22 protein-coding genes and 1 pseudogene are annotated in these 22,146 nt (G+C 71.0%); 9 read left to right on the top strand and 14 right to left on the bottom strand.

Going from position 1 to position 22,146, the window contains the following annotated elements:
* The first annotated feature begins 5 nt into the window (after positions 1–5).
* Positions 6–1,187, top strand: coding sequence for a GNAT family N-acetyltransferase (locus Air01nite_RS32450; RefSeq protein WP_203707171.1), 1,182 nt, complete (start codon positions 6–8; stop codon positions 1,185–1,187).
* Here Air01nite_RS32450 and Air01nite_RS32445 read toward each other — a convergent pair.
* From Air01nite_RS32445 to Air01nite_RS32435, 3 genes are read right to left on the bottom strand one after another with little or no spacing between them, the layout of a single operon-like run.
* Positions 1,184–1,744 carry a PH domain-containing protein gene (locus Air01nite_RS32445; protein ID WP_203707170.1) on the bottom strand — a complete coding sequence of 187 codons (561 nt, stop codon included), beginning with the start codon at positions 1,742–1,744 and terminating at the stop codon, positions 1,184–1,186. The two genes, Air01nite_RS32450 and Air01nite_RS32445, sit on opposite strands and share 4 nt — an antisense overlap.
* 56 nt (positions 1,745–1,800) lie before the next feature.
* Positions 1,801–2,682 (bottom strand): biotin--[acetyl-CoA-carboxylase] ligase, encoded by an 882-nt coding sequence (locus tag Air01nite_RS32440; protein WP_203707169.1) that lies wholly within the window; start codon positions 2,680–2,682, stop codon positions 1,801–1,803.
* A gap of 22 nt (positions 2,683–2,704) precedes the next feature.
* Positions 2,705–3,043 (bottom strand): hypothetical protein, encoded by a 339-nt coding sequence (locus tag Air01nite_RS32435; RefSeq protein WP_203707168.1) that lies wholly within the window; start codon positions 3,041–3,043, stop codon positions 2,705–2,707.
* A gap of 102 nt (positions 3,044–3,145) precedes the next feature.
* Between Air01nite_RS32435 and Air01nite_RS32430 the strand changes: the two genes are divergently transcribed.
* Positions 3,146–4,735, top strand: a complete 1,590-nt coding sequence (locus Air01nite_RS32430) for an acyl-CoA carboxylase subunit beta (protein WP_203707167.1) — start codon at positions 3,146–3,148, stop codon at positions 4,733–4,735.
* 64 nt (positions 4,736–4,799) lie between these two features.
* On the opposite strand, the gene Air01nite_RS32425 is transcribed toward Air01nite_RS32430, so the two are convergent.
* Entirely contained in the window at positions 4,800–6,338 is a 1,539-nt protein-coding gene (locus Air01nite_RS32425) for an LLM class flavin-dependent oxidoreductase (RefSeq protein WP_203707166.1), read from the bottom strand.
* An 85-nt stretch (positions 6,339–6,423) separates the two neighbouring features.
* Between Air01nite_RS32425 and Air01nite_RS32420 the strand changes: the two genes are divergently transcribed.
* The gene (locus Air01nite_RS32420) at positions 6,424–6,921 is read left to right on the top strand and encodes a MarR family winged helix-turn-helix transcriptional regulator (RefSeq protein WP_203707165.1); all 498 of its coding nucleotides are present in this window, start codon (positions 6,424–6,426) and stop codon (positions 6,919–6,921) included.
* Positions 6,922–6,926: 5 nt separating this feature from the next.
* On the opposite strand, the gene Air01nite_RS32415 is transcribed toward Air01nite_RS32420, so the two are convergent.
* From Air01nite_RS32415 to Air01nite_RS32395, 5 genes and pseudogenes are all read right to left on the bottom strand, one after another.
* A complete protein-coding gene (locus Air01nite_RS32415; RefSeq protein WP_203707164.1) occupies positions 6,927–7,850 on the bottom strand; it encodes a hypothetical protein in 924 nt (307 codons plus the stop codon).
* A complete protein-coding gene (locus Air01nite_RS32410; RefSeq protein ID WP_203707198.1) occupies positions 7,843–8,346 on the bottom strand; it encodes a SigE family RNA polymerase sigma factor in 504 nt (167 codons plus the stop codon). The genes Air01nite_RS32415 and Air01nite_RS32410 overlap by 8 nt, the downstream gene beginning before the upstream one ends.
* A 30-nt stretch (positions 8,347–8,376) precedes the next feature.
* A complete protein-coding gene (locus Air01nite_RS32405; protein ID WP_203707163.1) occupies positions 8,377–9,117 on the bottom strand; it encodes a M50 family metallopeptidase in 741 nt (246 codons plus the stop codon).
* Positions 9,118–9,131: 14 nt separating this feature from the next.
* Positions 9,132–9,329, bottom strand: coding sequence for a hypothetical protein (locus tag Air01nite_RS32400; RefSeq protein ID WP_203707162.1), 198 nt, complete (start codon positions 9,327–9,329; stop codon positions 9,132–9,134).
* A 51-nt stretch (positions 9,330–9,380) separates the two neighbouring features.
* Positions 9,381–11,357 (bottom strand): annotated as a pseudogene (locus Air01nite_RS32395) (serine/threonine-protein kinase).
* 83 nt (positions 11,358–11,440) lie between these two features.
* On the opposite strand from Air01nite_RS32395, the gene Air01nite_RS32390 reads away from it, so the two are divergent.
* Positions 11,441–11,638, top strand: a complete 198-nt coding sequence (locus Air01nite_RS32390; RefSeq protein WP_203707160.1) for an acyl-CoA carboxylase subunit epsilon — start codon at positions 11,441–11,443, stop codon at positions 11,636–11,638.
* A gap of 87 nt (positions 11,639–11,725) precedes the next feature.
* Positions 11,726–12,127 carry a hypothetical protein gene (locus Air01nite_RS32385; protein ID WP_203707159.1) on the top strand — a complete coding sequence of 134 codons (402 nt, stop codon included), beginning with the start codon at positions 11,726–11,728 and terminating at the stop codon, positions 12,125–12,127.
* Positions 12,128–13,216: 1,089 nt separating this feature from the next.
* Here the strand turns inward: Air01nite_RS32385 and Air01nite_RS41375 are convergent.
* On the bottom strand, positions 13,217–13,498 hold the full coding sequence (locus Air01nite_RS41375; protein ID WP_239091117.1) for a hypothetical protein: 282 nt from the start codon (positions 13,496–13,498) through the stop codon (positions 13,217–13,219).
* Here Air01nite_RS41375 and mycP point away from each other — a divergent pair.
* The gene (gene mycP, locus Air01nite_RS32380; protein ID WP_239091115.1) at positions 13,442–14,395 is read left to right on the top strand and encodes a type VII secretion-associated serine protease mycosin; all 954 of its coding nucleotides are present in this window, start codon (positions 13,442–13,444) and stop codon (positions 14,393–14,395) included. The two genes, Air01nite_RS41375 and mycP, sit on opposite strands and share 57 nt — an antisense overlap.
* 6 nt (positions 14,396–14,401) lie before the next feature.
* The gene (locus tag Air01nite_RS32375) at positions 14,402–15,034 is read left to right on the top strand and encodes a nucleoside triphosphate pyrophosphatase (protein WP_203707158.1); all 633 of its coding nucleotides are present in this window, start codon (positions 14,402–14,404) and stop codon (positions 15,032–15,034) included.
* On the opposite strand, the gene Air01nite_RS32370 is transcribed toward Air01nite_RS32375, so the two are convergent.
* The 4 genes from Air01nite_RS32370 to Air01nite_RS32355 all read right to left on the bottom strand — a co-directional run bounded on the left by Air01nite_RS32370 (position 14,978) and on the right by Air01nite_RS32355 (position 18,727).
* Positions 14,978–16,177, bottom strand: a complete 1,200-nt coding sequence (locus tag Air01nite_RS32370) for an MFS transporter (RefSeq protein WP_203707157.1) — start codon at positions 16,175–16,177, stop codon at positions 14,978–14,980. The genes Air01nite_RS32375 and Air01nite_RS32370 overlap by 57 nt on opposite strands.
* A gap of 138 nt (positions 16,178–16,315) precedes the next feature.
* Positions 16,316–17,080, bottom strand: a complete 765-nt coding sequence (locus tag Air01nite_RS32365; RefSeq protein ID WP_203707156.1) for an ABC transporter permease — start codon at positions 17,078–17,080, stop codon at positions 16,316–16,318.
* 7 nt (positions 17,081–17,087) lie between these two features.
* On the bottom strand, positions 17,088–18,047 hold the full coding sequence (locus Air01nite_RS32360; RefSeq protein WP_203707196.1) for an ATP-binding cassette domain-containing protein: 960 nt from the start codon (positions 18,045–18,047) through the stop codon (positions 17,088–17,090).
* Positions 18,048–18,109: 62 nt separating this feature from the next.
* On the bottom strand, positions 18,110–18,727 hold the full coding sequence (locus Air01nite_RS32355) for a PadR family transcriptional regulator (protein ID WP_308439998.1): 618 nt from the start codon (positions 18,725–18,727) through the stop codon (positions 18,110–18,112).
* 70 nt (positions 18,728–18,797) lie between these two features.
* Here Air01nite_RS32355 and Air01nite_RS32350 point away from each other — a divergent pair, with 70 nt between their 5' ends.
* Positions 18,798–20,558, top strand: a complete 1,761-nt coding sequence (locus Air01nite_RS32350; RefSeq protein ID WP_203707155.1) for an acetyl/propionyl/methylcrotonyl-CoA carboxylase subunit alpha — start codon at positions 18,798–18,800, stop codon at positions 20,556–20,558.
* 33 nt (positions 20,559–20,591) lie between these two features.
* A complete protein-coding gene (locus Air01nite_RS32345; protein WP_203707154.1) occupies positions 20,592–22,031 on the top strand; it encodes a GuaB1 family IMP dehydrogenase-related protein in 1,440 nt (479 codons plus the stop codon).
* Positions 22,032–22,146: the final 115 nt, after the last annotated feature.

The following is a 22,146-nucleotide window of genomic DNA, read 5'->3' as shown; positions in this document are numbered from 1 at the left end:
CACCGTTGAGAATCCGCCGGATCAGCGGCGACGAGCGGCTGACCACGTCTTTCCCGCTCCAGTCGTACGCCTTCGACAGGTCGCCGACCGAGCAGGCCGTCTCCCGCCACTACCGCGAGTTCCTTCCGTACCACTCCGGCAACCACACGCTGGTCGCCGAGGAGAACGGCGAGACGCTCGCCGCCGTGTCCGGCATACCCATGCAGCAGAACGTGCGCGGCTCGGTGCTGCCGATGGTCGGCGTCGCGGGCGTCGCGACCCACCCGCTGGCCCGCCGCCGCGGCCTCGTCCGCACGCTCCTCAACCAGCTCCTGGAGGAGCTGCGCGACGACGGCAACCCGGTCTCCGTGCTCTACCCGTTCCGGTCGTCGTTCTACGCGCGGTTCGGTTACGTGACCCTGCCGCAGCACCGGTCCGCCACCTTCGCACCGGACGGGCTGGCCGACCTGCTCCGCGCCGACCTGCCGGGCGAGCTGCGCTGGCGCCGGATCGCCGAGGGCTACACGGACCACCGCGCGCTGACCCGGCGGCTGCTCGACGAGCGGCACGGCTTCGCGATGTTCCCGGAGTTCCGCGCGGTGTCGCTGCGGGACGACCGCAAGTGGGTGGTCACCGCCCACGTGGACGGCGAGGTGGCGGGCTCGCTGACCTACCGGATCGACGACCACCTCGGTGAGCTGTCGGGCGACACGCTGCTGCACACCGGGCCGGCCGGCCGCGCGCTGCTGCTCAGCTTCCTGGCCCGGCACGCGGACCAGGTGGACCGGGTCAAGATCGGTCTGCTGCCCGAGGACACACCCGAGCTGTGGGCCGACGACTTCCGCGTCGAGACCAAGGCCGACGTGCGCAGCCTCGGCGCGAACGCGCCGATGGGCCGGGTGCTCTCCCTCGACGGCCTGGACGGCATCGCGGCGGGACCGGTGGCCATCACGATCGACGTGGTCGACGACCGGCTGCTCGCGGGCCGCTACCACCTGGACGGCACCGGCGGCACGCTCGCCGTGGACCGCGGCGACGCGCCGGCGGCCGCGTCACTGACCGCGGCCGGGCTCTCCGCGCTGGTCTACGGGGTGCTCGACCCGCTCGAGATCACCCTGCGCGGCCTCGGCACGATCCCGACCGAGGCGGCCGAGGCCCTCCGCGACCTCTTCCCCGCGCAACGCCCCTACGTCTTCGCCGAGTTCTAGACGGTTTCGGCTTCGCCCGATTTCGCTTCGCGGTGCTCGCGCATGATGTCGCGCATCTCGCCCTCGTCGAGGGTGTCGCGGTCGTGGTCGGCCTCGACCAGTTCGTAGAGCAGCGTCTGCACCTTCTCGACGTGCGGGATGTCGTGCAGGACCTGCTGGCCCCGCTCGCCCGCCGACTCGATGACGAGCGTGCCGGTGCCGAGCAGGCGCTCCACGAAGTGCTGGTTCATCGAGTGGTCGTTGACCCGGCTCAGCGGGATGTCGCGGCGGTCGCGGTTGAAGACGCCGAGCTGGAGCAGGATCCGCTGGTCGGTGAAGACGTAGTGGGTGGTCTGCCGGACCATGATCGGGCGCAGCAGCAGCCAGACCAGCACGACCAGCGCGACGGCGCCGATGATCAGCTGCCCGATGCCGCTCGGCACGAAGATCAGCGCGACCACCGCCGCGGCGGCGACCACGACGGCGAGCAGGATCGGGCGCGTGAGCGTCTTCCAGTGCGGGTGCACGTGTAGCACCACCCGCTCCTCACTGGTCAACACGTCCTCTGGGAAAGCCACGGGGTGAACCTACTGCCTCGCCCCTCCGGCGCGTACCCCTGGTTTGTTGTCGGGTCTCAGCGCAGGTGGACCACGTCACCCGCCGCGACGGTCCGGTCGCCGCCGGGGGTACGCACGACCAGCCGGCCGTTGTCGTCGACGCCGGTCGCGGTGCCGGTGAACTCGGCGTTGCCGGGCAGCACGACCCGCACTTCCTTGCCGACCGTGCCGCAGCGGCTCAGGTAGGCGCCGCGCAACCCGCTGGCGGCCGCGTCGCCGCCGGCCGCGCGCCAGCGGTCGTACCAGGTCGCGATGCCGCGCAGCGTGGCCCGCACCAGCGGGTCGCGGTCGGTCACCTCGGCGCCGGCCAGCCGCAGCGACGTGGCCGGCAGGCCGGTCGGGCTCGCGGGGAGCTCGTCGGCGCGGAGCGTGACGTTGAGCCCGATCCCGATCACCACGGCCGGGCCGCCGGAGCCGTCGGGGACGCCCTCGGCCAGGATCCCGGCGCACTTGGCACCGTCGAGCAGCAGGTCGTTGGGCCATTTGAGCTCGGGCACCAGGCCGTCCGGCAGCTCGGCCAGGCGGATCACCGCCTCGGCGAGGGCGACGCCGGCGAGCAGGGGCAGCCAGGCGTACGCGCTGGTCGGCAGCGCCGGCCAGCCCCGCTCGGGGTCGGCGGCGCCGGGTCGGAGCAGCACGCTGACGGCGATGCCGGCGCGCGGCGGTGAGACCCAGGTGCGGCCCAGCCGGCCACGGCCGGCGGTCTGCCGCTCGGCGATCTCCACGAGCCCCTCCGGCGCGCCGGACCGGGCGGCCTCGGCGACGTCGGCGTTGGTGGAGGCGGTCTCGGGTCGCAGGTCGATCTTGTTCCACAGCTCGCCGGGACCGGTCAGCGCGCGCTCGAGGGCGCGGGCGTTGAGCGGCGGTCGGTCGAGATCGGTGTACGGCGAGCCGGGCACCCGGCAAGCCTACGTCCAGCGGTTACCTGGCCCGGCGGGCGCCGCCGTAGACCCGGCCGGCCGGGGGCGCGGTGCGGCGCGGGGGCTGGCGGTCGGGCACGGTGACCACCCGCAGCCGGGCCCGCGCGGACCCGGCCGCCGGCTGGTCCGGTCGGGCATGCCGGCCCGCTCGCGCCGCGACGGGCGGTGGCTGCCGGACGCTCGGAGCCGCCGGCGGTCGGTGGGCGATCGGCGGGGCCTGGGGTGCCGCGGGCGCACCGCCGGTGGCGCGGCCGCCCTCGGTGAGCGGCCACAACAGCCGGTTCATCGTGAGGAGGACGCCGACGCCTCCGAAGAGGAACAGCAGCCCGACGACCATCATCACGAGACGTGTAACGAATCGGGCAATACTCGCGAAACGCAACGGCTGTGTCGAGACCAACCGCACACGGCCGGGTTACTGAACCGTAGTTACGATCGGGCCGTGACAGATCAACGCAGCGCCGACGTCGACATCCACACCACCGCCGGGCGGCTCGCCGACCTCGCGGGCAGGAGCGACGACGCCACCCACGCGGGCTCGGCGCGCGCGGTCGAGAAGCAGCACGCCCGGGGCAAGAAGACCGCCCGCGAACGCATCGAGATGCTCATGGACGAGGGCAGCTTCGTCGAGCTGGACGAGCTCGCCCGGCACCGCTCGGTCGCGTTCGGACTGGAGAGGACGCGGCCGTACGGCGACGGCGTGATCACCGGCTACGGCACGGTCGACGGCCGCCAGGTCTGCGTGTTCGCGCAGGACTTCACCGTCTTCGGCGGCTCACTCGGCGAGGTCTTCGGCGAGAAGATCGTCAAGGTCATGGACCTCGCGATGAAGACCGGCTGCCCCGTGATCGGCATCAACGACTCGGGCGGCGCGCGCATCCAGGAGGGCGTGGTCTCGCTCGGCCTCTACGGCGAGATCTTCTTCCGCAACGTCCGCGCCTCAGGCGTCGTACCCCAGATCTCGCTGGTCATGGGTCCCTGCGCGGGCGGCGCGGTCTACTCCCCCGCGGTCACCGACTTCACCGTGATGGTCGACCAGACCTCGCACATGTTCATCACCGGCCCCGACGTGATCAAGACGGTCACCGGCGAGGACGTCGGCATGGAGGAGCTGGGCGGCGCCCGCACACACAACACCCGCAGCGGCAACGCGCACTACCTGGCCTCCGACGAGGACGACGCGATCGACTACGTCAAGGCGCTGCTGTCCTACCTGCCGTCCAACAACCTCGACGAGCCGCCGGTCTTCCCCACGCCGGCCACGCTGGAGGTCACCGACACCGACCGCGAGCTGGACACGCTCGTGCCAGACTCGGCCAACCAGCCCTACGACATCCACACGGTCATCACCCACGTGCTCGACGAGGGCGAGTTCCTCGAGGTGATGCCGCTCTACGCGCAGAACATCGTGGTCGGCTACGGCCGGGTCGAGGGGCGGCCGGTCGGTGTCGTGGCCAACCAGCCGATGCAGTTCGCCGGCACGCTCGACATCGCTGCGTCCGAGAAGGCGGCCAGGTTCGTCCGCACCTGCGACGCGTTCAACATCCCGGTGCTGACCTTCGTGGACGTTCCCGGCTTCCTGCCCGGCACCGGCCAGGAGTGGGACGGCATCATCCGCCGAGGCGCCAAGCTCATCTACGCGTACGCCGAGGCCACGGTCCCGAAGGTCACCGTGATCACCCGCAAGGCCTACGGCGGCGCGTACGACGTGATGGGTTCGAAGCATCTCGGCGCCGACCTCAACTTCGCCTGGCCGACGGCGCAGATCGCGGTGATGGGCGCGCAGGGCGCGGTCAACATCCTCTACCGCGGTGAGCTGGCGGAGGCGGACGACCCGGTCGCGCTGCGCGCCGCGAAGATCCAGGAGTACGAGGACACGCTGGCCAACCCGTACATCGCGGCCGAACGCGGCTACGTCGACGCGGTGATCCCGCCGCACGAGACCCGGGTGCAGATCGTCCGCGCCCTGCGCGCCCTGCGCACCAAGCGCGAGACGTTGCCGCCGAAGAAGCACGGCAACATCCCGCTCTAGGCTTGCGTTAGGAACGGTCCGTTCCAATCGGAATCCGATTGGAACGGACCGTTCCTAACGCAAATCAGTGGGCGCCGTAGGCCGCCAGCGGCTCGACCAGTGAGCGCTCCTCGTAGGACAGGTGCGAGAGCAGCGTGTCGGTGAGCAGGTCGACCTCGTCCCGCAGGCCCTTGAGGTCGCCCTCGCCGGCGACCAGCGCGACCAGCGCCCGGTCGACGGCCTCGATCACCTCGTGGATGACCTTGTGCTCCTCCTCGAGCCGCAGCGTCACCGGGCCGAGCCGGGCGTCGGCGCGGCGCAGGTTCGGCAGCATCGAGGCGTCCTCGATGGTGTGGTGGGTGGTGACCAGCCGGCAGTACGACTCGCAGTAGGTGCCGAGCGTCCAGTTGTTCTGCCGCAGCGTCATCTCGTTGATCGCCGAGCGCGCCTCGCCGATGCCGAGCATCCCGGCCTCGACCTGGTCGACCAGGTCGCGCACCTGGGCCAGCTCCTGCCGGAGGTGGTCGTGGATGTCGATCAGCTGCTGGCCACGGGCCCGCTCGTGCCGGCTGTACCTGCGGTCCTCGTCGATCCGCGGCGCCACCGGGCGCTCGCTCTCGTCCCAGAGCGCGCGGGCGGAGAGCCGCTTGCCGTCGTCGGGGGTCGGGGTCAGGCCGAGGCCGGGGATCTCGCCGCCGATGGTGACCTGCTCCCGTTGGGGTTCGGGTGTGGCCTCGACCGGCGGTGTGCTCGGGTGGGTCCGTTCCGCGGCGACCAGCTCCCGCACCGCCGGTGCCACCTCGACACCGAACCGCTGTATCGAGGTCGCGTCGTCGCCGGCCAGGATGAACGTGCTCAGGCCGTGCGTCAGAGCCAGCTCCGCGAGCTGCTCGGCCCATTGGTCGGCGGTGCCGGTGACGCCGCCACCCGGGCTGAAGTTGGCCAGGCGCCGGATGTCCGCTGGCGACCGGCCGGCCTTGACGGCGGCGTCGTCGATCAGCTTGTTCAGCTCGGGCAGCTGGTCCGGCTGGACATAACCGAGCGTCGGCAGCCAGCCGTCGGCGAGCCGGCCGATCAGGCGGAGCATCCGCGGCTTGTAGGCGCCGACCCAGATGCCGATGTCGTGCGCGGGCTCGGGACCGACCTTCGCGCCGCGCACCTGGTAGTGCTTGCCGTCGACGCGTACCGAACGGCCGGCCTGCCCCCAGATCCCGCGGATCACCGCGATGCCTTCCGCGAGCGCCTCCACCGACTCGGCCGGGGTGCGGGTCGGGCCGCCGTTGGCGGCGATCGCGTCCCAGAAGGCGCCGGCGCCCAGGCCCAGCTCGACGCGCCCGCCGCTGAGCAGGTCGAGGCTGGCGGCCGAGCGGGCCAGCACGGCCGGCGGGCGCAGCGGCAGGTTGGCCACGTTGGGCGAGACCCGGATCCGCTCGGTGCGGCCGACGATCATCGACAGCAGAGTCCAGGTGTCGAGGAACGCGGCCTGATAAGGGTGGTCCTGCGCGGTGACGAGATCGAGCCCGGCCTGCTCGGAGAGCTGTGCGAGCGCCACGACCCGCTCGGGCGCGTCGGCCCGCGGCGTGATGAAGGTCCCGAACATGAGCTCATGCCCGTAGTCGGTCACTGGGGGTACTCCTCCGGGAGACACGGTTGACGCGTCAACCATAACGCAACTGGATGATGCGTCAACCAATGGCTATCGTCACAGCATGGGCACTCTTCCGCTGTCCCCGCGCGAGGCGCGGGCCTGGGACGGGTATCGGCGCATGCAGGGCCTGCTCGCGAGCCAGCTCAACCGGCAGCTGACGGCCGACACCGGGCTCTCCGACGCCGACTTCGCGATCCTGTCGGCGCTGCTCGGCGCGCCCGGGCACCGGCTGCGCGGGCTGGCGCTGCGCTGTGAGGTCCAGTGGGAGAAGAGCCGGCTGTCCCACCACCTCGGCCGGATGCAGACCCGCGGCCTGGTGGTCCGGGAGGAGTGCGTCGAGGACTCGCGCGGCGCCGTCTTCCAGCTCACGGACGCGGGCAAGGCGGCGGTCGAGGCGGCCACCGACGACCGGGTCGCCGCCGTCCGGACGTACCTCCTCGATCTGCTCACCCCCGAACAGCTCGACGCGCTCACCGAGATCAGCGGAGCCGTGCTGGCCCGGCTGGCCAAGGACGACTCGCACCAGCGCGCGGTGGCCGAACTGGCCCGCGGCACCTGACCGGGTCAGCAGGGCGGCGTCGCCGCCGTGCACAGCCAGCGGGCGGCCCGGGTGGCGAGCTTGCGGGTGCTGGCCACGCTCTCGCCGTCGACCTGCTCGACGGTGGCGACCAGGTCACCGACCCGGAGCACGACCACCGCGGACGCGCCCAGGTCGGCGGAGCGCACGCCGGTCGACGCGGACATCCGGTGCTCGAACAGCAGCGACTCGTCGCCGGCGAAACCGCGGTCGAGCAGTTGCCAGGCGTGCGTGGTCTGCACCGGCATCTGCTTGACCACCTTGTCGCCGCGCGCGGCGTCGGCCGCGGACAGCGTCCCCTTCGACACGTACTTCGGGCACACCTCGTTGACCGTGACCGCGTCGCTCATCAGCTGTCGCGCCGCGTCGCCGGGCAGCCGCATGACGGTCTGGTGCACCACCGCCATCCCGGTCTCCGGCTGGTCGGGAATCTTCGGCGGGAACTGCAGGGTCTGCTGGCGACGGAACTGGTAGACGCCCTCGTAGGTGCGCAGGGTCAGGAACTCCCGGCACGGTGCGAGCGTGAACATCCAGTCGCCGACCGGCCGATCCTGGTCGACCGAGACCTGGGAGGCGATCAGCCCCTGGCCGACGTCCTCGGGAGTCAGCAACGCCTCCGGCGGTATCCACGCCGGATCGGTGGGGCCGATCGTGGTCGGCACGGGCTGGGGCTGGGCCTGGGGCTGGGCCTGCGCGGCGAACCCGGTGGCGGTCTGCGCGGGCGGTGCCTGGAACGGGCGCATGGCCGCGACCCAGACACCGGAGAACAGCAGGAGCACGGACAGCGTGGCGGCGAGAACGCTGCGCCGCGTGCGCCGGCGGCCGGTGCGGCGGATCTCCTCCGCCGCCGGCCACTGGACGCGACCGAGGTCGGCCGCGATCCGGGCGGCGAGGTCGGCGTCGTCAGGCATCGGCCACCTCCCCCAGCTCGACGGCGAGCAGGCCGGCCAGCGCGACCCGGCCGCGGGCGAGCCGGGCCTTGACCGTGCCCTCCGGTGCGCCGGTCTCCCGCGCCACCTCCGCGACCGGCATGCCCATCAGGTAGTACAGCGCGATCGCGGTGCGCTGCTCCTCCGGCAGCCGGCGCAGCGCCGCGACCACCTCGACGGTGTCGGTGTTCGGCGGTGGCACGGACTCGACCGCGCCGTGCCGCAGGTAGGCGCGGGCCCGGCTGCGCAGGCTGCGCCACCGGCTCACCGCGATCCGGGCGGCCACCACCCGCATCCACGCCTCGGGGTCGTCGTAGTCACGCACCGTCGACCAACGCTGCCAGGCCCGGATGTAGGCCTCCTGGACGGCGTCCTGCGCCTCCGACAGGTCGCCGGTCAGCACGTAGACGAATCCGAGCAGCCGCTGCCGGCTGGCCCGGTAGAACTCGTCGAAGTCCGTGCCGTCCACGAAAGGCAACACGCTCGGGCGGCGACTTCGGTTGCCTGGTTACGACGTGATTCCCGCGGCGGTCAGGATCGGGTCACCGAGCAGGTACGCACCGATGACCAGGGCGACGAGGGCGACCGCGCCGAACAAGGTGACCCAGAGCAGCGCGGGCACGTGGGTGACCCGGGCGAGCTGGTCCGCGTCCGAGTCCGGCAGGCGGCCCCGGCTGCGCAGCGTCTGCAGCTCGCCGACCGGGCGGACGCCGCCGATCAGCAGGAACCAGACCGCCAGGTACGCGAAGATCGCCTGGACCTGCGGCGAGCCGAACCAGGAGACGGCGAACACCACCGCGCCGGTCAGCACCACCGAGAAGACGCCGTACGGGTTGCGGATCAGCAGCAGCATCGCCAGCAGCAACGCGACCGTGACCCAGAGGAGCAGCGTGATGTGGTTGCCACCGAGCAGCACCGCGCCGCCGAGGCCGAGCAGCGACGGTGCGACGTACCCGCTGAAGAGGGTTATCGCCATGCCCGGACCGGTCGGCCGCCCCGCCGAGAGCGTCAGCCCCGACGTGTCGGAGTGCAACCGGACGCCGCGCAGCCGGCGGCCGGTGAGCAGCGCCGCGAGCGCATGGCCGCCCTCGTGCGCGATCGTGATCGCGTTGCGCGCCACCCGCCAGGGCCCGCGCACGGCCACGACCGCGAGCGCCAGCAGCGCGGTCACCACGACCAGCCAGGACGGTGGGTCGGGCTGCGCGCCGAACAGGCGATCCCAGATGTTCGTGACCTCGTCGAGCCGCATGGCCCGCGACAGTACTACGCGCCGCGCTTGATGGGCATCGGCCGGCGCCGCATCCGCGAAGCGCACCCGGCCACCGCGCCACCCGTGGCGAGGCAGAGGAGCGTGATCAGCACGGTCACGCCCGCGTTGACCACGACGAGCATGAGGTCGCCCATCACGACCAGGGCCCAGAGCAGATAGCTCGGCAGAGTCCCGTGTCTCCGGTGAACCATTGTCGTCACCTCCTTCCGTGCCGCGGGTGTCATTACCCACCGGAAGGTTTTTCAGTCACGCCGGGCCGGCTCGAACCCCTTCAAGATGACGTCGAGCATGTCGCGGCTGGCCTGCCACTGGCTGTCGGGCGTGCTCCAGTAGATCGAGTAGGCCTGGTCGTCGGCGGTGACGAAGCCGCGGTTGAGGACGTGCAGCCGGGTGCCGCTGTTGGAGGTGTAGGTGAACTCCCAGTCGGCGGCCTTCTGCCAGTACCGGACCGTCGCGATCCTGATCCGCTGGTAGTCGGCGTAGCCGCTGCGCCGCGCGCGCTCGTTGTTGAGCCAGTCCTGGCGCGGATCGGGCCGCGGTGTCCGGGTCTGGTCCATGAGCAGGAAGCGGTTGCCGTTGGGCTCGCTCCACCGGGGCCGGCCGTCACCGTCGCGGCTGAACGTCCAGCCCTCGGGCACCGGCACCTTGAAGCCGCTGCCGTCGTCGCGCATCCGCCAGCCGCTCGGGAGGACGAACGCCGCCGGCGTGGTCGGTGCGGGCGGGTTGGTGGTCGGCTCGGTGGTCTGTGGCTGGCCTGCCGTGGTCTGGGTCGGCGCCGGCTTGGTGGCGTTGGCGGGTGGGTTGGCGGTGCGCTGGTCGGCCGGCTCGTCGTCGCGGAGGAAGAGCAGGACGACGGCCATCATGAGTACGACGGCGGCTAGGGCTCCGGCCAGCACGGCGAGGGAGCGGGTGCGCTGGTCTTTGCGGCGCTTGGCGGGCGGGAAGGTGCCGGGCGGCGGGACGCTGGCGCGGCCGGCCGGGGAGGTCGGTCGGGCGGTGAGGCCGGCGGGCGAGATCGGGCGCGTGGCCGGGGAGATCGGGCGGGTCGCCGGGGAGGTTGGGCGGGCCGTCGGTCCGGCCGGGGATCCTGGGATGACGGCCGGGCGGTCCGTTTCCTGATCGTCGTCGGCCGGTGAGGTCGGTGCGGCCGGGCTCGACGGGGCGGCGGTGGGGCTGGCGGGTGAGATCGGCCAGACGCCGGCGCCGGGTGGGTCGTGCGGCGCGCGGGGTTGAGGTGCGCGGCCTTGCGGCGCAGGGCTTTGCGGTGTGGGTGCCGGGCTCTGCGGAGTGGGCGCGGCCGGTGAGGCGGGGGCGGCCGGCAGGGGCGGGAAGCCGTGGCGGTCGCGCAGCGCGGTGGGCCGGCGTACCCCTTCCAGCAGCGGGCGACGCGCGACGGTCTTGCGGCCGGACGCGCGCCGCAACAAGCGGTCGGCCTCCTCCGGGTCGATCCGGTCGGCCGGATCTTTGCGGAGCAGTCCATTGAGGACGGGCCGCAGCTGCCCGGCCCGACGCGCGGGCGCCGGCGGCTCGGTGGCGAGCGCGGCGAGGGTGGCCAGCGCCGACGGCCGCGCGAACGGCGACTGCCCCTCGACGGCGGCGTAGAGCGTGGCGCCGAGCGACCACATGTCGGTGCGGGGCCCGGAGGTGCCGTCGCGGGCGCGCTCAGGGGCGATGTAGGCGGGAGAGCCGAGGACGAGCCCGGTGCGGGTGACGCTGGGGTCGCCGGGCATGGTGGCCAGGCCCCAGTCGGTGAGCACGACCCGGCCGTCGTCGGCGAGCAGGACGTTGGCGGGCTTGATGTCGCGGTGCACGACGCCGGCCCGGTGCGCGGCGCGCAGGGCGGCGAGCATGCCGAGCCCGATCTCCGCGACGCGTACGGCTGGCAACGGCCCGTCGGCGGCGATCACGTCCTGTAGCGAGCGGGAGGCGACGTACTCCATGACGATCCACGGGTCGCCGTCGGTACGGAGGACGTCGAAGATGCGTACCACGTTGACGTGATTCAGTCGGGCGATCGCCCGCGCCTCGCGGAGCGACCGCTCCCGCATCTCCCGACGCTCTTCGTCGGTCAGTCCCGGCGGCGGGACAAGCTCCTTGATCGCGACCTCGCGGTGCAGGACCTCGTCGAGCGCACGCCAGACCCGGCCCATGCCGCCTTGCCCGAGCGGCTCGATCAGTCGATACCGGTCGGCGACGAGCGGCGGCTGAGTCATCGACATCACCCAAAACCGTACCTGTGGCCGCTGATCGCCACACGGGCGGCAGTTGCCCATGTGACGCAGACCGACCGTACGCTGGTGGGATGTCACAGGAACCCCTGTTTCGTGTCACCCGCGGCATGCCGACCGCGGAGGAGTTGGCGGCCTTGGTCGGCGCGTTGTCGCTGCGTCCGGGCCCGCCGGCGGCGGCGCCGGTTTCGTCGCTTTGGGCCCGATCCGCCCGTCCGGGCCCGCTGCCGGTGGGGCCTGGGGCCTGGCGGGCGTCGGCGCTGCCGCGCTAGTCGCACATTTGGGGCTGCGCGCTCTGGCGCGCGGGGTCTAGCCTCACGGTCAGCAACCACTCGGTGACCGCGAGGAGGGTTTGACGTATGGCGCAGTCCAACGAGGACCTTCCCCCGGCGTGGCTGCGCGACTACGCCACGATCGAGGCGGACATCCAACGCCTGGAGGAGTTCGCCACCAAACTGGACGCCGAGGTCCGCGACAACCTGGCGCCCCACGTGGCGCCGATCTTCGACGACATCCTTGCGGAGCTACCGCCGGCTTACACGGATTTTCCGGAACTATTGCTTTTCCTGGAGAGCCATACGGCGACCGCGCAGGACACGGCCTACACCGTGTACTACTACCAGGACGTCACCGGCGGCTTCGCCGTCGCGGCGGGCGAGGTGAGCCGCAACTACCGAGGCTCGGACGCTTTCGCTGCGGCCCGGGTCACGGACGTCGAGGCGGCCCTGGACAAGACGGCCGCCGGAGCCACCGATGCGTGAGACGCTGGCCGGCACGACCCCGGCGGCCGCGACGGACTGGTCCCGCCACGACGCTCCGTCGATGTGGCGGATGCTCGCGCCACAGGAAACGGAGTCGCACTGGCGGCACGCGACGGGCTTGCGCAAGCTGACGGAGCTTACGGCCACACACATGGCGCGGCTGCAGGTCTACCGGGACGAACTCGCGGAAGCGTGGCCCCCAGAGAAGAGCGGGGCGGCGAGGACGTTCATCGCCCGCCTGGACTATCTGATCGACCACGTCCGCAAAACGCACGAGGTGGCGGCGGGCAACTACACCGCCCTAACCACAGCAACCACCACTTTGGAATCGGCCCGCAAACAGGTCGCCGCGATCCACACGGAATATGCGGAAAAGCTTGAAACCAGAAGGAACTACGACGCCCTAGTCGAGTCAGCAAAGGCCTCGCAACTCCCAGGAACCTCCCTCGGCCCACCCCCCGTCTCCGACGGAGACCTAGAACGCCTGAACCTTAGGGCCCGCGCAGTCATGGCAGACCTCAGCCAGACCCTGGTCGTTGCCCAAGGGAGGCTCCGTCAACCCATCCCCTACCACTCGTCCGACCGCTGGGAGACTCCTTCAGGCGGGAGACAGCCACCTATCGCGGCGACTCCGGTAGTCGCGGCGCTAGAGCCTCCGAGAGCATCGCAAAAACGCGCCGCTGCTGACCACCGAACGCGCGCGCATCCAATGGCGTATGCCCGGCAACATATCGCCCCCTTCATGCCACCTCGCGCGATCCCAAGATCTTTTGGCGAGGCCGCGAGTTCCTCACATGCGCAAACCGCCGGCACGATTCCAGCGCCCGCTTCGTCGCGGGCGCTAGAAGACCGCAGGCTGCCATCAAGTTCCACGTCCTCCGGCGGCCAACACGGTCTGCGACCCAGCAACGCCCTACCCGCCGGAGGGGTGATCGGGACGCCGCATACCGGCGCGGATCATGCAACGTCGCCCGGCACAACTCGCGTCAACCCACCCGGCGGCGTGATCACTGGAGGCCAGTCCACTCCCCCTCCTCCGCAACGGGGGCAACCGAGCGAGCCCAAGATCAAGAGAATGGACGCCGACTATCACTGGGCAACGCGCGAAGGTGTACCGCCGGTCATGATGCCGCTATCAGTCAGTTCGGAAATCGATCCCGGCCCAGCCATAGGGCTGAAGCGGTGATTTCGGTCCGGCACGCCGTCCACGTAATCGTGTGCCTGACACTCGCAGCGGCCACCAGCGTGCGCAGCGACGACGTCCGTAGCGCCCAATGGCATCTTGGAGCCCTTGATGTCTCCGCGGCACACAAGATTAGCGAGGGTGCGGGCGTAACCGTAGCCGTAATAGATAGCGGCGTCGATCTTCATCCAGACCTCCGCCTCAACGTCCTGCCTGGGGTGAACCTTTTAGGCAACTCGGCTTCCGACGGAGCCCTCGACCCGACTGGCCATGGCACGGCGATGGCCGGCATAATCGCCGCCCACGGACGAGGCGGGACCGGCGCAATCGGCATCGCCCCGAAGGCAAAGATACTGCCGGTAGCAGCGAGCCTGGGCACCGACCTCGGTGGACAAGACAACGTGGCGCTCGGGATTGCTTGGGCAACGGCGAATGGCGCAACAGTCATCAACATCTCTGGCGGCGGGAACCCGTCACCGGATCTACGGTTGGCTGTTGAGGATGCGTTGCGGAAGAACATTGTGGTGGTTGCGGCCGCAGGAAACAGGCCGATGTCGCAAGTAGGTTTTCCTGCCGCCTACCCCGGCGTATTGGCCGTCGGAGCAACCGATCGCTCAGGCAATCATGCTGACATTTCAGTGACTGGCGAGAGCATTGTGATCGCCGCGCCTGGAGTGGAAATTATGACAACCCGTCGGCGTGGGGCTTACGGCACCGGAACAGGTACCTCGGATGCCGCCGCAATCGTGTCTGGAGCTGCTGCTCTGGTCCGAAGTCGATTCCCTCAGCTGACCGCTGCCGAGGTGATACGTCGCCTCACGGCCACTGCGACGGACAAAGGGCAGCCAGGCCACGACGACCAGTATGGCTACGGCGCGCTCAACCTGGTTGCCGCCCTCACGGACGACATCCCTTCGATCGCGCCACCCAACACTACGATCGCGACCAATGCTCCGGAGCCGTCGCCGCAGGGTGGGAGGTGGGTTGCTATCTGGGGTTTGGTTGCGGTTGTGGTTGTTATCGCGGCGTTCGCGGTCCATGTGTATGCCCGTCGGCATCGCGGCCGAAGGGGGCCGGTAGCGTAGCTGCTCGTGCGTACCGCTGGATCTACGACCTTGGTGTTGGCGTCCGCGAGTCCCGCCCGGCGGGCGTTGCTCAGTGCGGCTGGGATCGACGTGGAGGTGGTGGTCAGCGGCGTCGATGAAAGCTCCGTCCAGGAACCCACCGCCGCGGAGCTTTGTCTCACGCTTGCGCGGATGAAGGCCACCGAAGTGGCTCGGCGGCTTGGGGTCGAAGGGATCAGCGTTGGTCCTGGTGGGCGGCTGCTCGTGCTCGGGTGCGACTCCGTGCTCGAGTTCGACGGCGAGATCCTTGGCAAGCCGAGAGACGGCGCCGATGCGGTTCGGCGGTGGCAGGGCATGCGGGGGCGGTCCGGGGTGCTGCACACCGGGCACTACCTGATCGATCTGGCCGGCGTGACCGTCGGGGCCGTCGGGTCCACCACCGTGCACTTCGCCGAGCTCGATGATGACGAGATCGCCGCCTACGTGGCCACCGGGGAACCCTTGCACGTCGCCGGGGCCTTCACCATCGACGGGCTCGGTGGGCCGTTCGTCGAGCGGATCGAGGGCGACCACGGGACCGTCGTGGGGCTGTCGCTTCCCTTGCTACGCCACCTGCTCGACGATCTCGGTGTGCGGCTCACCGACCTTTGGAAGAGCTAGCACCCGGGCCAGCCACACCGTCAGCAGCACCGCCGCCGCGATGAAGGCCGGCAGCACCAGGAACGCCGTGTGGGTGCCTGAGCGGTCCGCGAGGGCGCCCAGGATCACCGGGGCCACGCCGAAGCCGAAGGCGACCGGATATGAGGTCAAGCCTGATGCCCGGTCCGCCTGGCCCGGGGCCGCGGCCAACGCCAGCGAGATCACCAGTGGGTACTGGACCGCCATGCCCAGGCCCACCACGAACAGGCCCGTGACCGCCAGCCACGCCGCCGTCGCCACCCAGAACACCGCGAAGCCCGCCAGCGTCAGGCCCAGCGACAGCAGCAGCAGGCGGACCGTGGGGACATGCAGCGCGACCCGGCCCGCGGCCAGGCGCCCGGCGAACATGCCGGCCAGGACCGCGGCGAAGGAGGCCGCCGCCGGGCCCGAGGCCATGCCGGCGTGCGTGCGGAGCACCTCGACCGCCCACAGCGAGAAGCACACCTCGATCGACGACGTCGCGGCCAGCAGGATCAGCGTGATCCAGTAGGGGCGCGGCAAGGGTGCCGTGCCCACCGGAACCGAAGCGGAGACCGGCCGTGCCGGCACCGGCACCCGCCACCGGGCCGCGAGCAGCAGCACGACCAGGATGAGCACTGCCACCAGCGACAGCGCCGCCCGCCAACCCAGACCGGCAGCCACGAAGCCGCCCACCACCAAGGGTGCGACTACCCCCGTGAAGGCCGCCGTCGCGTTCGCTTCCGACAGGGCCGCCGGTGCGGCGGCCGCGTGGTGGTCCGACAGGGCGGCGTTGACCCCGTTGACGATCAGCGAGCCGAAGACCGAGGCGAGCACCGCGGCGCCGACCGTCACGGGCAAGGGCCGGGCCACCCACAGGATCCCGATGACCAGGGCCACGCCCGCCAGGCCGAGCCAGATCGTGGGGCCGCGGCCGAGCCGGCGGGACACCGGCGAGAAGATGAAGCCCGCGATCACGATGCCGACCGCGAGGCCCGTGCCGTGCAGGCTCGCCTGCGCCGCGGTCACACCCTGCTCGTCGCGCAGCAGCGGCACGACCGGGCCGAAGCCGTAGAGGAAAAAGCCCCAGACACCCAGCTGGAGATAGAGCAGCAGGGTGATCCGGTCATGGACGAGGCGCGGCACGACCTCACGGTAACCGGAGAACGCGCTCTCACAGACCGTCGAAAATCGCGCGGTGGCACAGCACACACCGCACGCACCACACAGCGGAGGCGATGTGGTGCCCGCCAGGCGGGCACCACATCCTCACCCCCGAAAAAGTCAGCGCACGCTGCGCGCGAACTCGCGCGCCGCCCACCAGACGGACAGCACCGTCAGCACCGCCACGATGAGCAGGCCCTGCCAGACCTTGTCGTTGCCGACGTCTCCCGCGAACAGCGCGCGGGTGCCGTCGACCGCCCAGGAGAACGGGTTCCACTTGGCCACGTTTTCCAGCCAGCCCGGCGCGAACTGCAGAGGCAGCAGGATGCCGGACAGCAGCAGGACCGGTTGGGCCACGGTGTTCATCAGCGGGGCCAGCGCGTCCTCGCTCTTCACGGCCAGCGCCACCCCGTAGGACACGGCCGAGGTCATCAGCGCGATCAGCGCCAGCATCAGGTAGGCCAGCAGCAGGTCGCCGATGAACACCCGCAGGTCGAAGAAGAGCGCCAGGATCGTGATGATGCCGGCCTGGGCGATCAGCGACACCACGTCGCGCAGAGACCGGCCGAGCAGCAGCGCGAACCGGCTCACCGGCGTGACCCGGGACCTCTCGATCACACCGGCCCGTAGCTCGGCGATCAGGCCGAAGCCCTGGAACAGGCCGCCGAAGATGGCCAGCAGCACCAGCAGGCCCGGGACGAACACCCGATAGGCCTCCGCGTCGGTCGTGACACCGAGCGGCGACAGCGCCGGCTTGAGCAACGGCGCGAAGAGCAGGAGGTACATCACCGGCTGGAAGACGCCGACGAAGACCCAGACCGGGTTGCGCAGCAACAGTTGCATCTGCCGAGCGAAGATCAGCCAGCAGTCACGGAGAAACTTCATGAGGAGGTCACTTCTCCCGCAGCGAACGGCCGGTCTTGGTCAGGAAGACGTCGTCGAGGCTCGGCCGGTGCAGCTCGATCGACTTCAGGGTGACGCCGTTGCGCTCGAGCTCGCGCAGCACCTGCGGCATCGCGGTCGCGCCGTCGTCGACGAACAGCCGCAGGCCGTCGCCGGTGTCGAGCTTCTCCAGCCGCGCCACGAAAGCCGCCGAGTCGAGCACGGACGCCGCCTCGCCGATCGCCCCGTTGAGACCGACGGTGATGACGTCGTGCGCGATCGACCGCTTGAGCGAGGTCGGGGTGCCCTCGGCGACCACCTCGCCGTTGTCCATGATCGCGATGCGGTCGCAGAGCGCGTCGGCCTCTTCCAGGTAGTGCGTGGTGATGAAGACCGTCATGCCCTCGGACCGCAGCCGGCGGATCTCATCCCACATGTGCGCCCGGCTCTGCGGGTCGAGACCGGTGGTCGGCTCGTCCAGGAACACCACCCGGGGCTCGTGGATGATGCCCAGCGCGATGTCGACGCGCCGCCGCTGGCCGCCCGAGTAGGTCTTGCACTTGCGGTCCGCGTACTCGGAAAGCTGGAAGGCAGCCAAAGCCCGGGCCGCCCGCTCCAGCGCGACCGATTTGCCGATGCCGTAGAGCCGGGCCTGGAGCACCAGCTCCTCACGCGCCGTCGAGTCGTCCCACGTGCTGCCGCCCTGCGCCACGTAGCCGATGCGGCGGCGCACCTCGCCCGGGTCGCGCAGCAGGTCGGCGCCCGCGACCGTCGCTTCCCCGCCGTCGGGGACGATCAGCGTGGCGAGCATGCGCAGCGTGGTGGTCTTGCCCGCGCCGTTGGGGCCGAGGAAGCCGAAGATCTCTCCCTCGTCGACGCGCAGGTCGACGCCGCGGACGGCCTCGACCTGCTTCTTGTGTTTGCCCTGGCGGGAGCGGAATGACTTCCGCAGCCCGCTCGTCTCGATGATCACGAACCACCCCCGGGTCAACTAACGTCACCCGGGACTCTAACGCGATATAACTCGACTGGTCAACTTTGAGTATTGCTTGACCCTTCGAGATATTCACGGAACTCGGGAGACTCGCGGAGGCTGTCCGGGAGGTACGACACTCCCGAGTCGATCAACTCGGCGATCCGTTCGCACCAGGCGATCTCCCCTTCCATCCGGGCGATGCTGAGCTCGAACATCCAGGCCACGTGCGTCGGCTTGAGCTCGCTGATCCAGCGCGACTCGAGCGACGAGCGCATGCCCGAGACGGACGCACGCAACACGCTCGCCCGGTTGCGCAACGCCGCCGACGCCTCGGAGCGGGGCAACGCGGGCAGGAACGAGAAGGCGGCGAAGAAGGGGTCGGTCGGCGGGGAGACGTTCCACCACAGATCACGCAACAGCGTCTCGAACTCGGCCTCGCCCCTGTCCGTGATCTCGTACGACGTCCGTGCCGGCCGCCCGCCGACCTGGTCGGTGCCGACCTCGCGCAGCAGGCCCTCCTCGGTCAGCTTGCGCAGCCCGTGATAGATCGATCCAGGTTGTACGTTGGCCCACCGGTCAGCGCCCCAACTGAGCAGCTCACGCCGCACGTCGTAGCCGTGAACGGGCTGCGCCAGGCGCACCACGCCGAGGATCATCATCCGGGTAGCCGACACGCCCCAAGCGTTGCACATCCCACAGCAACTCCCAGGTAAGTGGATCATCCTCGCCGATACACTCCCGAATATGCGTAAGGTTCTGATCGCCAACCGGGGAGAGATCGCGGTACGGGTCATCCGCGCCTGCCGCGACGCCGGGCTCGGCAGTGTCGCGGTCTACGCCGACTCCGACCGGGACGCGCCGCACGCGGTGCTCGCCGACGAGGCGTACGCGCTCGACGGCGAGACGGCCGCCGACACGTACCTGCGCATCGACAAGCTGATCGACGTCGCGACCCGGTCCGGCGCTGACGCCGTACACCCTGGATATGGCTTTCTGAGCGAAAATGCCGAGTTCGCGACCGCGGTGATCGACGCGGGCCTCACCTGGATCGGCCCGAGTCCCCAGGCGATCCGCGACCTCGGCGACAAGGTCACCGCGCGGCACATCGCCCAGCGCGCGGGCGCGCCGCTGGTCCCCGGCACCCCCGACCCGGTCGACGGGCCGGACGAGGTGGTCGCGTTCGCCGAGCAGCACGGCCTGCCGGTCGCGATCAAGGCGGCGTTCGGCGGCGGCGGCCGAGGCCTCAAGGTCGCCCGCACGATCGGGGAGATCCCGGCGCTGTTCGAGAGCGCCACGCGGGAGGCGGTCGCGGCGTTCGGGCGCGGCGAGTGCTTCGTCGAGCGCTACCTCGACCAGCCCCGGCACGTCGAGGCCCAGGTGCTCGCCGACCGGCACGGCAACGTGGTGGTCGTCGGCACCCGCGACTGCTCGCTGCAGCGCCGCCACCAGAAGTTGGTCGAGGAGGCGCCGGCGCCGTTCCTCGACGACGAGCAGCGCAAGCAGATCCACGAGAGCGCCAAGGCGATCTGCCGGGAGGCCCACTACGAGGGCGCCGGCACCGTTGAATACCTGGTCGGCGCCGACGGCACGATCTCGTTCCTGGAGGTCAACACCCGGCTCCAGGTCGAGCACCCGGTGTCCGAGGAGACGTCCGGCATCGACCTGGTCCGCGAGCAGTTCCGGATCGCGGCCGGCGAGCCGCTGCGCCACACCGAGGACCCGACCCCGCGCGGACACTCGTTCGAGTTCCGAATCAACGGCGAGGACCCGGGCCGCAACTTCCTGCCCGCTCCCGGCACCGTCACGAAGCTGCGGATGCCGGCCGGTCCGGGCGTCCGGGTCGACGCGGGCATCACCGAGGGTGACGTCATCGGCGGCAACTTCGACTCGCTGCTCGCCAAGATCATCGTTTCCGGCGAGACCCGGGCCGAGGCGATCGAGCGGTCCCGGCGCGCGCTCGACGAGATGGTCGTCGAGGGCATGGCCACCGCGCTGCCCTTCCACCGGCTGGTGGTGCGCGACCCGGCCTTCACCGACGAGCCGTTCCGGGTGCACACGCGGTGGATCGAGACCGAGTGGGCGGGCGGCGTCGAGCCGTTCGACGCGTCGGCGGCGGCCGCGGCCGCGCCGCCGCAAGAACGCGAGACCGTCGTGGTCGAGGTGGGCGGAAAGCGGCTCGAGGTGCGCCTTCCCGCCGGCTTTTCCCAGGGTACGGGCGCCAACTCGGGCCCGGTTCCAAATGTGCGCCCAGGCAGGCGGGCGGGTGCCCGCAGCGGCCCGGGCGCCGCGGGCGGCGACACGCTGACCTCGCCGATGCAGGGCACGATCGTCAAGGTCGCGGTGGCCGACGGTGACGAGGTGGCCGAGGGCGACCTGATCGTCGTACTCGAGGCCATGAAGATGGAGCAGCCGATCAACGCGCACAAGGCCGGCACGGTCTCCGGGCTGGCCGCGGCGGTGGGCGCGACGGTGAGCGCCGGAGCGGCGATCTGCACGATCGCTTAGCGTGCACCGCCCCGCCGTGGGAATGATGTTCGAGTGAGGTTTCTCGACGGCAACGTGCCCAACCACGATCTGACGTACAGCGACGTCTTCATGACGCCCAGCCGGTCGGACCTGGTGTCCCGCCTCGACGTGGACCTGGCGACCGACGACGGCAGCGGCACCACGATCCCGATCGTGGTGGCCAACATGACCGCGGTCGCGGGACGCCGGATGGCCGAGACGGTATCCCGGCGCGGCGCGATGGCGGTGATCCCGCAGGACATCCCGATCGACGTGGTCGGCGAGGTGATCGGCTGGGTCAAGCAAAGGCACCTGGTGCACGACACCGCGATCACGCTCGGCCCGACCGACACCGTCGGCGAGGCCATCCACCTGCTGCCCAAGCGCGCCCACAGCGCGGTCGTGGTGGTCGACGCCGAGCACCGCCCGGTCGGCGTGGTGACCGAGGCCGACGTGGTGAGCGTGGACCGGTTCGCGCAGGTGCGGCACGTGATGTCGACCGAGTTGCTGACGGTCCCGGCCGAGGCCGACCCGAGGCGCGGGTTCGACGCGCTCTCCGCGGGCCGGCGCCGAATCGCACCCGTGGTCGACGTCGAAGGCCGCCTGGTCGGAGTGCTGACTCGGGCGGCCGCGCTGCGCGCGACGCTCTACCGGCCGGCGCTCGACGCCAAGGGCCGCCTGCGGATCGCGGCGGCGATCGGCATCAACGGCGACGTGGCCGGCAAGGCCGCGGCATTGCTGGAGGCGGGCGTCGACACGCTGGTGGTGGACACCGCGCACGGCCACCAGGAGCGGATGCTGACCGCGCTGCGCGCGGTCCGCGCCCTCGACCCGGCGGTGCCGATCGTCGCGGGCAACGTGGTCACGGCGGCCGGCGTGCGGGACCTGGTCGACGCGGGCGCCGACATCATCAAGGTGGGCGTAGGACCGGGCGCGATGTGCACGACCCGGATGATGACGGGGGTCGGCCGGCCGCAGTTCTCCGCGGTGCTCGACTGCGCGATCGCCGCACACGGCCTGGGCCGGCACGTCTGGGCGGACGGCGGCGTGCGCCACCCGCGCGACGTGGCGCTGGCACTGGCCGCGGGTGCGTCCAACGTGATGATCGGATCCTGGTTCGCGGGCACCTACGAGTCGCCGGGCGACCTCTACACGGACCCGGACGGGCGGCGCTACAAGGAGAGCTACGGGATGGCGTCGGCGCGCGCGGTGAGCGCCCGCACGGCCGACGACAGCCCGTTCGACCGGGCCCGCAAGGCGGTGTTCGAGGAGGGCATCTCATCGGCCCGGATGTACCTCGACCCAGAACGCCCCGGCGTCGAGGACCTGATCGACGAGATCATCGCGGGGGTACGCAGCGCGTTCACCTACGCCGGCGCAAGATCGATCCCAGAGTTCCACGAACGCGCGGTGGTGGGCATCCAATCCCAGGCCGGCTACGCCGAGGGCATGCCGCTGCCGACGAGTTGGTGAGCCAAGGGGGTGGCGCGCTGACTCACGAGCCGACCCCTAGCCCCGGGCGCCGCTGATCATCTTGCGGCCGGCGTCCTCGGGAGACGTCGCCCAGGCCGGGCGCCGCTGCCGACGA

This window comes from Asanoa iriomotensis (assembly GCF_016862515.1).
In the GTDB taxonomy this organism is placed as follows: Bacteria; Actinomycetota; Actinomycetes; order Mycobacteriales; family Micromonosporaceae; genus Asanoa; species Asanoa iriomotensis.
This window is presented reverse-complemented; position numbering and strand designations above follow the sequence as displayed.

What these genes read in the sequence shown, in the direction of transcription:
- Air01nite_RS32435 (WP_203707168.1), bottom strand. Translation starts at nt 3,043, where the DNA reads ATGATGGTCGTCGGGCTGCTGTTCCTCTTCGGAGGCGTCGGCGTCCTC.
- Air01nite_RS32420 (WP_203707165.1), top strand. Translation starts at nt 6,424, where the DNA reads ATGGGCACTCTTCCGCTGTCCCCGCGCGAGGCGCGGGCCTGGGACGGG.
- Air01nite_RS32415 (WP_203707164.1), bottom strand. Translation starts at nt 7,850, where the DNA reads ATGCCTGACGACGCCGACCTCGCCGCCCGGATCGCGGCCGACCTCGGT.
- Air01nite_RS32405 (WP_203707163.1), bottom strand. Translation starts at nt 9,117, where the DNA reads ATGCGGCTCGACGAGGTCACGAACATCTGGGATCGCCTGTTCGGCGCG.
- Air01nite_RS32400 (WP_203707162.1), bottom strand. Translation starts at nt 9,329, where the DNA reads ATGGTTCACCGGAGACACGGGACTCTGCCGAGCTATCTGCTCTGGGCC.
- Air01nite_RS32390 (WP_203707160.1), top strand. Translation starts at nt 11,441, where the DNA reads ATGTCACAGGAACCCCTGTTTCGTGTCACCCGCGGCATGCCGACCGCG.
- Air01nite_RS32385 (WP_203707159.1), top strand. Translation starts at nt 11,726, where the DNA reads ATGGCGCAGTCCAACGAGGACCTTCCCCCGGCGTGGCTGCGCGACTAC.
- Air01nite_RS41375 (WP_239091117.1), bottom strand. Translation starts at nt 13,498, where the DNA reads ATGAAGATCGACGCCGCTATCTATTACGGCTACGGTTACGCCCGCACC.
- Air01nite_RS32365 (WP_203707156.1), bottom strand. Translation starts at nt 17,080, where the DNA reads ATGAAGTTTCTCCGTGACTGCTGGCTGATCTTCGCTCGGCAGATGCAA.
- Air01nite_RS32350 (WP_203707155.1), top strand. Translation starts at nt 18,798, where the DNA reads ATGCGTAAGGTTCTGATCGCCAACCGGGGAGAGATCGCGGTACGGGTC.